Source organism: Acidithiobacillus ferriphilus, from assembly GCF_028215975.1.
Lineage (GTDB): Bacteria > Pseudomonadota > Gammaproteobacteria > Acidithiobacillales > Acidithiobacillaceae > Acidithiobacillus > Acidithiobacillus ferriphilus.
Genome location: NZ_CP116458.1, coordinates 1,790,460 through 1,804,757 on the forward strand (window position 1 = coordinate 1,790,460; position 14,298 = coordinate 1,804,757).

Below are 14,298 nucleotides of genomic sequence, written 5' to 3' on the forward strand. Positions count from 1 at the left end.
CGGAAAGAAAGTGACATCATCCGACCCAACCGGCCATTCATGGTATTATTCCCAGCGACCAGAGTTCGACCAATGCGCATATAAGATCGCAAAGTCACACATCATGCTTGTCTTAAAGGAAGCTTTCCGAGTCGGACTGGTCGACAACCAGGAAGCCATATGGAGTTGAGGGGATAGGGATGATTACCGCAATGAAAATATGGATGTTTTCCGTGCCCCTTTTTGTTCTTCTCATTGTTTCCATATATTTTGGTTATCATCTCGGCCAACGACAGAGAAGGAGGGGCACCGTCTATCTGCGCCCGGACCTGCTGCCCAAGTCCGCCCAAGCGCCCTTGCGTTCATTATTTCGGGAGTATTTACAGGCATGGCTGGATACCTACAAGGCCCCGGTGGTATCCTCAGCCGCACATTCGGCTTATCTGCAGAACATCAAATTGCAGGCCGCCCTTACCACGAATAACGCGGCCATTATCAGTCTGACGGCATCGGCGCTCAATGCGACATTCGACATAACTACAACGCGACTGGTTGCTGCGCGTACCCACCCGCCCCTGGTCATATTCATCCTATTATTCGGCGTGGCGCTGATAGCCGCCCTGCTCGCGGGCTACGGCATGGCCTCCAGTCCCAAGATATCCTGGCTACAGACTATTCTCTTTGCCGCGGCACCCTCTATTACCTTGTTCACCATCATGGATATGGAATATCCCCGGCTGGGTTTTATCCGTGTGGATTTGGCGGATAGGGTACTCGTGGATGGTCTGCAGGGGATGCGACATTGAACGGGTCTCCTTCGCAGGTGGGCGTGACACGTGGACACCGGTTCAAACCGTTCGTGGCCACGTCCGCAGGACTTGGCTGGATGGCCCTCGCGCTACAGTTCTACCTGTCCCTGCAATTGTCCATCGCGCATGGTAAGGGCGTGTTTGGCGGGCTGGTCATCTATTTCAGTTTCTTCACCATCCTGACGAACTTTCTGGTGGCGTTGGCGCTGACCGCCTCTTTGCTGCGGGTACGGTCCAGCGTTGCCGAATTCTTTACGCGGCCGGGAGTGAATACAGGTATTGCGGCAAGCATCGCCCTGGTGGGTATCGCCTACGCCCTGCTCCTGCAACATCTATGGCATCCGGAAGGGCTCCAACTCGTGGCCGATATGCTTCTCCATTATGTCATGCCGTCGCTCTTCCTGGTCTACTGGTGGGTTGCCATCCCGAAAGCGAATGCGCGCTGGACGAGTGTTTTCGCCTGGATGCTCTACCCGGTCTTCTATTTTATGTATGCAATGACGCGCGGCGCCCTGTCCGGTGTTTACCCCTATCAGTTCATCAATGCGGCTGAACTGGGCTACGGGCAAGCCTTGGCGAATGCCCTGGAGGTGTTGATGGGTTTTGTCGCGCTTGCGCTGATTCTGGTTGCCGTGGGACGATTCAAGGGAAGCGCCACCTCCAGCTTTGCAGTGCGGAAGCCCCGTCGTTCACTTCCCCAAGAGCGGCGGTCGCAGAATGAGGGCGGGGATGACCTCCAGTGACACGGCGTAATTGGCCCACAAACATCCGCTCCGCGCCCAAGCTAGACGAGAAGCAACGGAATGGACGCCCCCCACCCATGACGGCACGGATATGCCATAGTGGGGATTCCATCGACCATGCAGACAGCAGGAGTAGCTCAAATGGAAATCAAGACCATCGGTATGGGTCTGGCGAAGAACGTGTTTCAGGTACATGAGGTGGATGCTCATGGTAAGGTGGTTCTTCGCAAGCGACCGGCCTTCGCCGGCGTAATGTTATGGAGCTGCAGCGGTCACAAATAGATATGTCGAAAAAGCTGGCATGGATCTATCCAGATCAGGCGAAATCACGGAAGGCCATCGGTGTGCCCCTGGGTAGCGTCGCTATTACCGTGCTTCGTCGTCGATTGGGCCAAAATCCTAAGTACGTGTTCACGTATGATGGGCATCCGGTCACCGACGTAACCACAAAGGCGTGGTACAAGGCGCTGAGCAGGGCCGACATTCAGCCTGGTTCCGTTGGCACGATCTTCGACACACTTGGGCTTCGTGGAGAATGTGGCCCTTCAGTCGGTTCGGAACTGTGGCACAAATTCGTCACACAGAAAAATAAGGTGGATGGGAAATAAACTTAACCTGTTGTTTTATTTGGTGCTGGCGACCGGAATCGAACCGATGACCCACTGATTACAAATCAGTAGCTCTACCGTCTGAGCTACGCCAGCAAGACGCGCAGTTTAACGCGAGGCGGGCGGTTTTTTCAAATCCGGCGGCGCCTGATGGTGGCGATGCAGCCCAATCCAGAGCAGCGCACCCGGCAGACTGGTCAGCACGACGGTGAAGCCCAGCAAAAGTGAGAGCGCCAGTGCCTGTTCATGCCCCATGTGCAGGTAAGACAGGTAAAACACCATCAACCCCTCACGCAGTCCCCAGCCCGCGAAAGAGATGGGCAAGGCCAGAAAAAGGCTGATCACCGGCCAGACCACCCAGACCGCCACGGCGTCGGGGGCTTCACCCAAGGCACGGGCGAGCAGCCAGAAAGTCAGGATGGAAAAAAATTGTACCACAAAGGAGAGCACAATCGTGCCCCCGAGGGCCAGACGATGACGCAGCAGCGCCGCCATTCCCAGACGAATGTCGTGCAGCTTTTCACCCAGCCTACCCGCAAATTTTTCCAGAACGTTGAGCAATGGGCTCAGAATCAAAAATACAATCAGGACGTAGGCAAAGACCAGAATCCCGATCGTCCAGCCCATCTGCGGCAACAATCCCACCCGCGCACCGCCCAGCACAAAGGCCACGGCAGCGATGGCGATGAGCGCCCCCAAACCCATGAAGCGGTCTCCGAATACTGCGGCCAGCGCCAGCGGCATGGAGTGGATCTGATGGCGGGTGTACCAGGCACGGATCACGTCACCGGACACGGAACCCGGTAGTACTTGATTGAAATAGGCGCCCACCCAGTTCAGCCGCAGCAGCCAGAGCATGGGCGCGGAGCGCTCCATCGCCATGAGAATAATGCGCCAGCGTATGGCAGACACCGACAGATTCATGGCGTAGGACAACACGGCCGCGACAAACCACAACGGGCGGAGCCCCGCAAAACGCTGACCAAGATCCTGCCAGTCGGTGTTATGCAGGAGCCAAAACAGAATGCCGACCGTAAAGACGATCTGCAGCAACAATTGCCAATGGGTATGACGTTTTTTGTTTTCTTCGGACATATTCAGTTTCTTGCGGTCAAGACTGGCAGCGACTCTATGCCAGATGGGGCCACCATGACAAACGCCATCATTCCCCTCCCGCCAATGCTGCAAGCTCGCGATGAAATATGGCCACCTTATCCAGCGTCTCCTGATACTCCGCATCCGGATCAGAATCCGCGACGATGCCGCCCCCCGCCCAGAAGCGCAGATCACCCTGAACCGCCGTCATACTGCGAATGGCAATATTCATATCCAGGCGGCCGCGCTGATCCAGATAACCAATACTTCCGCAATACAGGCCGCGCGCGCCGACTTCCAACTCCGCGATGATTTCCATGGCGCGGCGTTTGGGAGCCCCGGTAATGGACCCCCCCGGAAAGCAGGCCTCCAACGCACTCAATGCATCCTGTCCCGGTGCTAAGCGCGCCTCCACCACGCTGACCAGATGATGAACGTGGACGTAAGATTCGAGCGCGCAGAGTTGCGGCACCTGCACCGAGCCCGTCGCTGCCACCCGCCCCAGATCGTTGCGCAACAGATCGACGATCATCACGTTCTCGGCGCGATCCTTGGGACTGGCCAAAAGAGCCTGTGCCATCCGCTGGTCTTCCTGCCGATCCTCCAGGCGCGGACGTGTCCCTTTGATGGGTCGGACCTGCAAACGATCTTTTTGAACCCGCAGCAACCGTTCCGGGGAAAAACTCAGCACCGCGCCCTGGGGCAGGGACAAATATGCCGAAAAAGGCGCCGGATTGACCGTCCGCAGTCGCTGGTAAAGCGACCATGGCGATCCTGCGTGCGGGACGGCGAAAGGTTGGGCCAGATTCACCTGATAGCAGTCACCCGCCCGGATATAGTCCTGCACCCGGCCAAAAGCTGCGGCATAGTCGCTGCGATTCCAAAGCGGCTGCACCGGCCCCTGCACCTGGAAAGATGGATCGGGGGAATATACCGTCGCGCGAGCCAGGCGTGGCTGCCACTCCGCGAGTGCCTGCGCCATCCGGTCTTCGGGCGCACAAAGCCAGGCCTTACGCCCATGATGGTCGACCAGCAGCGCCGTATCATAGATACCGAAGGCCGCTTCAGAAAGAGACTGTGTAGGAGGCTGCGGAATACCCTGCCCCGCCAGCCCGAAATCATAGGCCAGATAACCCAGCGCCCCGCCTGCGAACGGTAATTCTGCGGGCAGAGAAGCGGCATTGGGGAGCCTCGTCACCGACTCGCGCAACGCCTCCCAGAGCGAAAGCGCCGAGCGCCGCGCGGGGCCATCCCCATCGGCAATCCAAAGCCGCCCCGCCTCTTGCCACAGACGCTGGCGCGGTGCCGTCACCAGCATGCTGTAACGCCCCTGCGGGGACGCCGTCGCGCTACTATCCAGAAAGAAAGACCAGGGCGTTGAGGCGAGTGGCGCAAACACCGTGACGACATTCTCAGGATAAGGCACCACACATTGGGTCAGTACAGAGTGAGACATAAGCAGAGCGGCGTCCACTGAAACGGGAGCATCAGCATAAGGGAGAAGCGTGATTTTGCCCATTCCCGGATGCCGCTTGGGGCACATCACCGCGGGATTCTTCCTTGACGACTGACCGAGCGGTCAGTATCTTGTGGCCTTACCGTCACGATAGGGTCATTCCCATGCGCGCAGATCGTCTTCCCCCACGTCTTTCGCTTCTCATGGCGGTATTGATTCTGGGCGCGACGCCCGCCGGGGCGGAAAGCCTCGTTGAGGCCTATCAGCAGGCCTACCAGACAGATCCGATACTGGCGCAGGCCCGCGCCGAACTGTCGGCTCAGATGCAGGACAAACCCCTCGCCCGCTCCGCCCTGCTCCCCCATGTGGGCGCCGGTGCTGGTGTTGGCTTTAACACCGCCGACATCACCGGCTTTGGAGCTGGACCCATCAATCGCGCTTACCTGTCCGACAACTATAGCGTCAACATTACCCAATCCGTTTTTGATGGTCAGGCATGGACAGCACTTAAGCAAGCCGACACCGAGATTCAGGCCAGCGCCGCAGCTCTCACTTATACCGAGCAACAACTGGCTTTGAAGGTGGCTCAGGCCTACTTCGGCGTACTGGAGGCCCAGGCCCAGAAACACGTCGCCGAAAAACAGAAATCGCTGCTCGAAAGTATTTACAAACAGACAGACGCCACCCTGAAAATCGGCACCGGGGACATCATTGCCGTACGTGAGGCACAAGCCCGCCTTGATGCCGCCAAAGCCGATCTCATCAAGGCCCGCAACGGGGTCGCTATTGCCCAGCGCCGCCTGCAACGACTCACCCATCATCCCATTGGCATGCTCGACAACCTGGGGCATTACGAGGCCATGGGTCCCCAGCCCGACGATATGACCCGTTGGGTACAGAGTGCCGTCAAAGATCAACCGCTGATGCGTCAGGCGGAAGCGCAGTTGCAAACCGCGCATGACCAAGTCGAATATAACCGCCGTGCGCGCTGGCCGGTGGTGAATCTTCAGGGTATCGCACAACACTCCCTGGGTAGCCCCTTCCCCGGCATGGCCATGAATCAGGCCGGGGTGAGTCTCAACCTCTCCGTACCCTTCTATCAGGGCGGACACACCTCTGCCTCCGTACAACAGGCGCAGGCGCAGACCATCGCCGGTGTTGATCACGTCGCCAGTGTCCGCGATGAAGTCACGCTCAATACCCAGACCGCCTTCCTCAACCTCAAGGACAGCGTGGCACAATTACGCGCCGCCAAGGAAACCGCCGCCTCGGCCAAAGTTTCCCTGGAAGGCACGCGCAAAGGCTATGAGGTGGGTACCCGCTCCATCATCGACCTGCTGCAGACGGCCACGGATTACATCCGCGCCGAGCAGAACTACAATGTGGCGTTCTATAATCAGATAATAGCGCGGGTACAGCTTAAGGCTGCCTCTGGTCAAATCAATATGGCGGATCTCGAAGCCGTCAATGCCTTGCTGGACAATAGCGCAAACCCATAGTCCACCAACTTGGTGGACTATGGCGCGTGGCCACTGCCAAGAAGACGCCAGGCCACCCTATAAAATGGCTACATTACTTGTCGACATACTGCGCGTGCTCTTGGCGCACCCTCAGCCGCGTGCCATCATCCAACGATGAACCCTCCCCACCTGACGGTTACCTCGCCATGAGCAGCCCCCCCCCCCTGCGCAGCGTGCTCAAAATAGGCAGCAATACCATGCTGTCACGCCTGTTGGGCTTTGCTCGCGACGTGATTCTGGCGAGGCTCTTCGGTGCTGGCGCAATAGCCGATGCGTTTTTTGTCGCCTTCCGTATCCCGAATTTATTCCGACGTCTCTTCGGTGAAGGCGCCTTCTCCCAGTCATTCGTCCCAGTGCTGGGGGAGTATCGGGCCACCCGCTCCGTCGAGGAAACCCGAGCCTTTGTCGCGGACGTAGCAGGCTGGCTGACCCTCACCCTGGCAGTCGTCACCATCGTGGGGATACTGGGGGCCAGTGCCGTTGTCTATGCCATCGCCCCCGGTTTTGCGGACAGCCCGGACAAATTTCACCTCACCGTAGAGCTGCTGCGCATCACCTTTCCCTACCTCTTTTTCATCTCTCTGGTGGCACTGGCCGGTGGTGTGCTGAACACCTACGGACGTTTTACGGTACCCGCCTTTACACCGGTCTTTTTGAATCTGAGCATTATCGCAGCGGCGGTCTTCTGGGCGCCGCACCTTCAACAACCCGCTATAGCCGTGGCCTGGGGAGTTTTCATCGGCGGGGTGCTGCAGTTGCTGTTTCAACTGCCCACCCTCAGACAGGTCGGGCATCTGCACCGGCCACGCTTACGGCGCCGTGATCCCGGCGTGGGCAAAGTGCTGCGACTCATGGGACCGGCGGCATTCGGGGCATCGGTAGCACAGATCAATCTGTTTCTGAACACTATTCTCGCTTCCTTGGTGGGGGCAAATGTGGTGTCTTATCTGTATTACTCTGATCGTCTGGTGGAGTTTCCCCTGGGCGTCTTCGGAGTGGCGCTGGGGACAGTAGTGCTTCCGCTGCTCTCACGACAGGCGGCAGAGCGCTCGCCGCAATTCCCCAAAACCCTGGACTGGGCCTTGCGCCTCACATGGCTCATCGGGCTGCCCGCCACCGTCGGTCTGCTCATCCTGGCCCAACCTTTACTGATCAGCCTGTTTCGTTATGGGGCCTATACGGCTGAGGATGCTTGGCAAAGTACCCTCAGTCTGATTGGCTACGGGCTCGGCATCTTGCCGATCATTGCCGCACGAGTGCTCGCACCTGCCTTTTATGCCCATCAGAATACCCGCACGCCGATGCGTTTCGGGATGATCAGTGTCGCGGTCAACATGGGTATCAGCCTTATCCTGGCGTGGCCACTGCAACAACTGGGCTTAGCCATCGCGACGAGCTGCGCCGCGCTGGTCAACGCCTTTTTACTCTGGCGTCGTTTGCGTCGCGACGGACTGTATCAGCCGCAACCCGGCTGGCCGATGCTTCTGCTGAAATCCACCGGATTAGCGATGGTTCTAGGCATGGTCTTATTGCTTTTGCGCGGCAACACAGCACTTTGGTTATCACTGTCCCTCTGGGAGCGGCTGTTGCGCGTGCTGAGCCTGACACTCCTCGCCGCCACATTGTATCTGGCGGGTGCCTGGTGGCTGGGCATTCACGAACTGCGCGACTGGTATCGGCAGAGGTCGCCTCGTGCCTGATTCCGACGGACTACACGGACATGGCGATACCGTCTTCGCCATCCAACGACCCGGTCAAATCAGGGTCTTTACCCTGCACGGAGCACCAGCCCGACTGGGCGCTTTCCGGCGCGGGAGAAAAGCGGTGAGGGGCGATGGCATACCCTGCCGCTCGCGCTCTTTAAAGCCACACTCGTTCGGACCCTGGTGCAATCTAGGGTAATCCACATTTTTACGCTAAGATGACGGCATTTTTGGCAAACCCGGATTCACTGAGGCGCATGCACCCCTTCCCCTCGCTCCATCACCGTATTACCCATACCGCCGATGCAACCCAGGCGGTCAGCATCGGTAATTTCGATGGGGTGCATCGCGGCCATCAGGCATTACTGGGGACTCTGCAGGAAAGCGGGCTACCGACGGCGGTCCTCACTTTCGAGCCCCTCCCCCGAGAGTTTTTTCGCGGTACGGACGCGCCACCGCGCCTCAGCAGCCTGCGCGAGAAGGTGGTAGCGCTCCTCCAAAACAAGGTACAGAACATCACTTGCCTGCCTTTTAATCAGGCATTGGCCAACCTGTCCGCTGAAGATTTCATTACTCAGATACTGGTCAAACGATTGCGCTGCGGACTGCTGAGCGTCGGCCACGACTTCCGCTTTGGGGCTGGACGGCGCGGTGATCTGGACATGCTCCGCCGCTTCGGGCGGGAGTATGGCTTTTTGGTGAAAGAACAGCCCCCTTTTCTGCTCGACGGTGAACGGGTGAGCAGCACCGGTATCCGCGTCTTTTTGCAGACGGGCAAATTGTCACAGGCAGCGGCCTGGCTGGGGCGTCCCTACGCCCTCTGCGGCCGCGTCGTACATGGCGACCATCTGGGTCAGGAACTGGGCTTTCCCACCGCCAACATCCCCTTGAATCGCCGGCCGGTGCCGGTCAAAGGTATCTTTGCCGGACGTCTGTTGAGCCCACAAGGAAACTGGGTCGCTGCCATCAGTATCGGCCTGCGCCCCACCGTCGGCGGTAAGCAGATGGTACTGGAGGCCCACTGCCTGGATGCGGACAGCCCCGATCTCTATGGACAGCAGGTTTCCGTAGAACTGCACCACAAGCTGCGGGACGAGGAGAAATATGCTGACCTCGACACCCTTAAGGCCGCCATCGACAATGACGTCGTGAACACCCGAAACTTTTTCGCCGAACATCCCCAGGACCCTGAATAATCATGGACTATAAGCAGACCCTTAACCTTCCCAAAACCGAATTCCCCATGCAGGGAAAACTGCCGGAGCGCGAACCCGCGACCTTGGCCCGCTGGCAGGAGCATAACCTCTACGGAACGCTGCAAAAAGCGCGTGCCGAAAGTCCGGCATTCATCCTGCATGATGGTCCACCTTACGCCAACGGCAATATTCATATCGGCCATGCGGTCAACAAAGTACTCAAGGACATAATCAACAAGAGCAAGCTGAGTGAGGGTTTCCGGGTACCTTATGTGCCGGGCTGGGACTGCCACGGGCTGCCTATTGAGATTCAGGTAGAAAAAGAGTTGGGACGTCCCGGCGAAAAAGTCAGCGCCCAGGCCTTCCGCAATGCCTGCCGTGCTTATGCGGAAAGCCAGATTGCCGGGCAACGTCAGGGCTTCGAGCGCCTCGGTATTATCGGGGATTGGGAGAAACCCTATCTGACCATGCACTTCACGGCCGAAGCTAACATTCTGCGGGAACTCGGTCGCTTGACGGTGAAGGGCCAGGTGGTACGCGGTGCCAAGCCGGTACACTGGTGTGTGGATTGCGGCAGCGCCCTGGCAGAGGCGGAAGTGGAATATCAGGATCGCAGCGATCCTTCCATCGACGTCGCCTTCGTCGTCGCCGACGCCGCCAACCTGAGCCAACGCCTTGGCCTCGCTGAACCTGCAGAGGCCAGCGTGGTGATCTGGACAACCACACCATGGACCCTGCCCGCCAATCAGGCGGTCGCCCTGCACCCGGAATATACTTACGTATTGCTGCGCGCCGACAAGCAACATCTGATCCTCGCCGCGGATCTGGCAGAAAGCACCCTCGCCCGCTATGGCCACCCGGAAGCAGAAGTACTGGCGGAGTTCGCCGGTGCGGTGCTGGAAGGTCTCCAACTCAGGCATCCCTTCCTGGATCGCGAAGTGCCGGTCATTCTCGGTCAGCATGTCACCCTGGAGGCGGGTACCGGCTGCGTACATACCGCCCCCGCCCACGGCGTGGATGACTACGAAGCGGCCCGGCGCTATCACCTGCCCGTAGACAGCCCCTTACTCGGCAACGGCCGCTTCAAAGAGGGTCTGCCCCTGGGTCTGGGAGGTATCACCGTGCAGGAAGCCAATGAACGAGTGCCGGCCCTGCTGCGCGAGCGCAACGCCCTGCTCCACTTTGAAAAAATCCGCCACAGTTATCCCCATTGCTGGCGCCACAAGACCCCCCTGCTCTTCCGCGCCACACCCCAGTGGTTCATCAGCATGAGCGCCAATGACCTGCGCGAGAAAGCTATCGAGGCCATCGACGCCACCCGTTGGATTCCCGACTGGGGCAAAGACCGCATCGCTGGCATGGTCAACCAGCGTCCGGACTGGTGCATCTCCCGGCAACGGGCCTGGGGCGTACCCGTCGCACTCTTCTCCTGTGCCCAGTGCGGCGAACCCCTGCGCGATACCGACACTTTTGAGCGTGTCGCCCAGGCGGTGGAGACGGGCGGGGTCGATGCCTGGTTCAACCAGCCGGACAGCGATTTTCTGGCCGCAGATGCCCACTGCGGTAACTGCGGCCATGAGCATTTCCATAAGGTCACGGACATTCTCGACGTCTGGTTCGACTCCGGCTCCACCCACGCCTTTGTACTGGAGCGACGCCCCGAACTGCACAGTCCCGCGGATCTTTATCTGGAAGGCTCCGATCAGCATCGCGGCTGGTTCCAATCCTCCCTGCTGGAGTCCGTCGCCAGCCGCGGACGGGCACCCTACAAAGCGGTGCTTACCCACGGCTTCACCGTCGACGGCGAAGGTCGGAAGATGAGCAAATCCGTGGGCAATGTCATAGCTCCGCAGACGATCATCGACCGCTACGGCGCGGACATACTGCGCCTCTGGGTGGCCTCGGAAGACTACCGCAGCGAGATCCCCATCTCCGACACCATCCTCAAGCAACTGGGCGACAGCTACCGGCGCATCCGCAATACGGCCCGCTATATGCTGGGCAACACCCACGACTTTAATCCGGCCACGGACGCTCTGCCCACAGCGGAACTGCTGGAAATGGACCGCTGGATGCTATCCCACACCGCGCTCCTGCAGGAGGAAATCCGCGCGGCCTATAGCGAGTATCAATTCCTCCGCGTCCAGCAGCGCCTGCATCACTTCTGCTCAGTGGATCTTGGCGGGCTCTATCTGGATGTACTCAAGGATCGTCTCTACACCACGCCCGCCGCCTCGCGGGCGCGGCGCTCGGCGCAGACGGTACTCTGGCAGATGCTCGAAGCCATGGTGGTGTGGATGGCCCCCATCCTGAGCTTCACCGCTGAAGAAATCTGGAACGAGATGGGCAATCGCTCGTCCCCCAGCGTGTTCTTTGCGCAATATCCGAAAATTACACTAGCTGCCGACAGTAAAGCACTGGATGTACGTTGGGAGCGGCTCAATCGGTTGCGGGACGCCGTCAATGCCACGCTGGAACCCCTGCGTCAGGAAAAAAAGATTGGCTCGGGTCTGGATGCCGAAATCGCCCTTTACGCCAACAGCGACTGGCATGAGTTTCTTGCACCACTCGGCGAGGAACTGCGCTTTTTCCTGCTGAGTTCCGCGTGCGCCCTGCACCCCTATGGAGAACGTCCGGAAGGATGCAGCGATATCATCCCCGGCATCGCCATTCAGGTCCGGCCCAGTGACGCCCAAAAGTGCGCGCGCTGCTGGCATCGTCGCCCGGACATGGGTCGTCATCCCGAGCATCCGGATATTTGCGACCGCTGTGTCGAAAATCTCGCCTTACCCGGTGAAACACGGGAGTTCTGCTGATGCTGCGTTATTTATGGTTATCGCTCGGGGTCATTCTGCTGGATCAAGGCGTCAAGCTCTGGTTGAGCCACATCTGGCGAGTGGGACAAGGTATTATCATCATTCCGGGCCTGCTCAATTTCCGCCTGATCCACAATACCGGTGCCGCTTTCAGCTTCCTGGCGGGAGCTGGCGGCTGGCAACGCTGGCTGCTCATCGGCATCGCCCTGCTCGTGGTCGCGGTCATCGTCGCCATCCTGCGACGGCTCAAGCCCGGCTCCACCTGGACCGCCATATCCCTTGCACTGATTCTCGGCGGCGCAGTCGGCAACCTGATTGACCGCATCCGCCTGGGCTATGTGGTCGATTTTATTGGCGCCCACTGGGGTAGCCTCTACTGGCCCTACTTCAACATCGCCGACAGTGCCATTTCCATCGGTGCCGTGATACTGGTCCTCGACGCTTTCCGACGCCATTGATGTAAAACCGCTGCGGGGCCTGGGGGCTTTTTGCGACGCCAACCAAAGTAGCAAAAAGCAGCCCTGTTATTAGACCAATCTCCACTGCAGCAGCAGCGCGACGAAGCATTGTCGTTTAAATGTGACAAACTCCCCTCGGCTGATCTGCCGGAAAACACTTACCCCATAATTATAATGACTTATTTTTTTGGCATGGTTATTGCTTATAGCTCTTATATTCATCAGAGCAAAGCAACGGAGACTAATATGGACAGCACCGCGAATCTTCTGGCCGCCTTACGCCGGGTACGCAGCTTCCCTAGCTACGCATCGTTCATGGCGGGCCACGAGCGGCAACGCATCAAACGTGAGCTGCAAAAGCGCTTGCTGCGTCTACGTCGGCAGCGTCAAAGCCATAACCCCACCCACCTTGTCGCAAAAAAGCAACAGTCGGCCACTGGTTTATTGCACGCCATTTTTCACTGATCGTCATTGAATGGGCTGCACAGGTGGTTCTTCTTGAGAAGCCAACGTAGCCCCTCCATCCGGAGCAAACCGGCATCAACGCCGATGCACCATTCCTACCCGTGCCTGATCCCGTGGCTTAATGATAATTTCGTCAATATTCACATACGCAGGCCGCGTCACCGCCCATAAGATGGCGTCGGCAATATCTGCAGCCACCAAAGGTTTCATGCCGGCATAGACGCTGGCGGCCCGCTCTGCGTCGCCGTCGAAGCGCACGAGACTAAATTCCGTCTCCACCAGACCAGGATCAATTTCCGTCACCCGCAGAGGCTGACCCAGCCATTCCGCGCGCATAGTCTCCGTAAGCGCTTTTACGGCATGTTTACAGGCCGTATAACCACCACCACCGGCATAGGTTTCGTGGGCAGCGACACTACCGATATTCACCACGTGACCAACTCCGGAAAATGCTTTCAGCAGATGGGGATAGAGCGCTTTACTCATGCGCGCAAGGCCGAGAACATTGCTCTGCCACATTTCCTGCCAATGGGCCTCATTTAAGTCCGCAAGGAATTCCAGCCCCAGCGCACCACCCGCATTATTGACCAGCACATCGACTCCGGATGGTAGCTGAGCCGCAAATTCAGCCACACTAGCCGCATCGCTTACGTCCAGAAAAACGGCTTCCCCTCCCAACTCGGTCGCCAGCGCCTGCAAACGCTCCAAGCGCCGGGCACCAAGAATCACCCGGTATCCCTGTGCTGCCAGCGCACGCGCCGCAGCCGTCCCGATGCCGGAAGAGGCACCGGTCACCACGGCGCAAAGACCCTGCGCACTCATACCCAGTCCTCCGGCTCGTTACCCGGCCGCCATTTGATACTGCAACCAACGCTGGGCAGCACTTTAGCTGGCGGCTCGGCCCCCGCCAACACCGCCGCAACCGCCGCCGCCAAATCTTCACCCGTCACCGGCAAATCATTCTTGGGACGACTCGCATCAAACTGGCCGTGATAAAACAGCGCGCCCGCCGCATCAAAAAGGAACAGATCAGGCGTGCACACCGCATTAAAAGCCTTGGCTACACTTTGCTCTCCATCAAACAAATAAGGGAAGGAATACCCGGCGCGTCGGGCCTCTGCAGGCATTTTTTCCGAAGCATCGTCGGGATAAGTTACGGCATCGTTGCTGTTGATACCCACCACCTGCACGCCCTGCTGCTGCCATTGCGTCGTCAACTCGCCTAAACGCTTACTGATATGGATTACATAGGGACAGTGATTACAGATAAAAAGCACCAGCAAAGGCTTGCCCCGCGCCTGCGTGCTGCACCATTGTCCTGTCTGACCCCCGATGGGCAGGCAGAATTCGGGCATTGCCCCACCAACCGGCAAATCTTTTGCGGTCATGGCCATATTTCATCTCCTTTAAAACCAGCAGGATGGATAAGAGTAAAACAAGGTGTTCTTTC

Annotated in this window: 14 protein-coding genes and 1 tRNA gene; 10 read left to right on the forward strand and 5 right to left on the reverse strand. The window is 58.6% G+C overall.

Annotation, left to right across the window (positions count from 1 at the left end; translation table 11 throughout):
- The first annotated feature begins 179 nt into the window (after positions 1-179).
- The 4 genes from PJU76_RS09040 to PJU76_RS09055 all read left to right on the forward strand — a co-directional run bounded on the left by PJU76_RS09040 (position 180) and on the right by PJU76_RS09055 (position 2,139).
- Positions 180-785: a hypothetical protein gene (locus tag PJU76_RS09040; RefSeq protein ID WP_271779258.1), complete on the forward strand. Its 606-nt coding sequence runs from the start codon at positions 180-182 to the stop codon at positions 783-785.
- 80 nt (positions 786-865) lie between these two features.
- Positions 866-1,531, forward strand: a complete 666-nt coding sequence (locus tag PJU76_RS09045) for a Pr6Pr family membrane protein (protein WP_271779259.1) — start codon at positions 866-868, stop codon at positions 1,529-1,531.
- A gap of 141 nt (positions 1,532-1,672) precedes the next feature.
- Complete coding sequence (locus PJU76_RS09050; RefSeq protein ID WP_271781036.1) at positions 1,673-1,813, forward strand: hypothetical protein; 141 nt, start codon at positions 1,673-1,675, stop codon at positions 1,811-1,813.
- Positions 1,789-2,139 carry a tyrosine-type recombinase/integrase gene (locus PJU76_RS09055; RefSeq protein WP_271779260.1) on the forward strand — a complete coding sequence of 117 codons (351 nt, stop codon included), beginning with the start codon at positions 1,789-1,791 and terminating at the stop codon, positions 2,137-2,139. The genes PJU76_RS09050 and PJU76_RS09055 overlap by 25 nt, the downstream gene beginning before the upstream one ends.
- Positions 2,140-2,159: 20 nt before the next feature.
- Here the strand turns inward: PJU76_RS09055 and PJU76_RS09060 are convergent.
- The 3 genes from PJU76_RS09060 to pabB form a co-directional block, all read right to left on the reverse strand.
- Positions 2,160-2,235 (reverse strand) — tRNA-Thr (locus PJU76_RS09060).
- Positions 2,236-2,247: 12 nt separating this feature from the next.
- Positions 2,248-3,234, reverse strand: coding sequence for a lysylphosphatidylglycerol synthase transmembrane domain-containing protein (locus tag PJU76_RS09065; protein ID WP_271779261.1), 987 nt, complete (start codon positions 3,232-3,234; stop codon positions 2,248-2,250).
- 67 nt (positions 3,235-3,301) lie between these two features.
- A complete protein-coding gene (pabB, locus tag PJU76_RS09070) occupies positions 3,302-4,690 on the reverse strand; it encodes an aminodeoxychorismate synthase component I (RefSeq protein WP_271779262.1) in 1,389 nt (462 codons plus the stop codon).
- Between the two features lie 164 nt (positions 4,691-4,854).
- On the opposite strand from pabB, the gene PJU76_RS09075 reads away from it, so the two are divergent.
- The 6 genes from PJU76_RS09075 to PJU76_RS09100 all read left to right on the forward strand — a co-directional run bounded on the left by PJU76_RS09075 (position 4,855) and on the right by PJU76_RS09100 (position 12,848).
- Positions 4,855-6,189 (forward strand): TolC family outer membrane protein, encoded by a 1,335-nt coding sequence (locus PJU76_RS09075; RefSeq protein WP_271781007.1) that lies wholly within the window; start codon positions 4,855-4,857, stop codon positions 6,187-6,189.
- A 167-nt stretch (positions 6,190-6,356) separates the two neighbouring features.
- Positions 6,357-7,910: a murein biosynthesis integral membrane protein MurJ gene (murJ, locus tag PJU76_RS09080; protein ID WP_271779263.1), complete on the forward strand. Its 1,554-nt coding sequence runs from the start codon at positions 6,357-6,359 to the stop codon at positions 7,908-7,910.
- Positions 7,911-8,170: 260 nt separating this feature from the next.
- Positions 8,171-9,109, forward strand: coding sequence for a bifunctional riboflavin kinase/FAD synthetase (locus tag PJU76_RS09085; protein ID WP_271779264.1), 939 nt, complete (start codon positions 8,171-8,173; stop codon positions 9,107-9,109).
- Positions 9,110-9,111: 2 nt separating this feature from the next.
- Positions 9,112-11,925 carry an isoleucine--tRNA ligase gene (ileS, locus tag PJU76_RS09090; RefSeq protein ID WP_271779265.1) on the forward strand — a complete coding sequence of 938 codons (2,814 nt, stop codon included), beginning with the start codon at positions 9,112-9,114 and terminating at the stop codon, positions 11,923-11,925.
- Entirely contained in the window at positions 11,925-12,383 is a 459-nt protein-coding gene (gene lspA, locus PJU76_RS09095) for a signal peptidase II (RefSeq protein ID WP_064219350.1), read from the forward strand. The genes ileS and lspA overlap by 1 nt, the downstream gene beginning before the upstream one ends.
- Positions 12,384-12,629: 246 nt before the next feature.
- Positions 12,630-12,848 carry a hypothetical protein gene (locus PJU76_RS09100; protein WP_064219370.1) on the forward strand — a complete coding sequence of 73 codons (219 nt, stop codon included), beginning with the start codon at positions 12,630-12,632 and terminating at the stop codon, positions 12,846-12,848.
- 75 nt (positions 12,849-12,923) lie between these two features.
- Here PJU76_RS09100 and PJU76_RS09105 read toward each other — a convergent pair whose 3' ends face one another.
- Both PJU76_RS09105 and PJU76_RS09110 read right to left on the reverse strand, forming a co-directional pair.
- Positions 12,924-13,670, reverse strand: a complete 747-nt coding sequence (locus PJU76_RS09105) for an SDR family NAD(P)-dependent oxidoreductase (RefSeq protein WP_271779266.1) — start codon at positions 13,668-13,670, stop codon at positions 12,924-12,926.
- Complete coding sequence (locus tag PJU76_RS09110) at positions 13,667-14,242, reverse strand: thioredoxin family protein (protein ID WP_215850347.1); 576 nt, start codon at positions 14,240-14,242, stop codon at positions 13,667-13,669. Before PJU76_RS09110 ends, PJU76_RS09105 begins: the two co-directional genes overlap by 4 nt.
- Between the last annotated feature and the right edge of the window lie 56 nt (positions 14,243-14,298).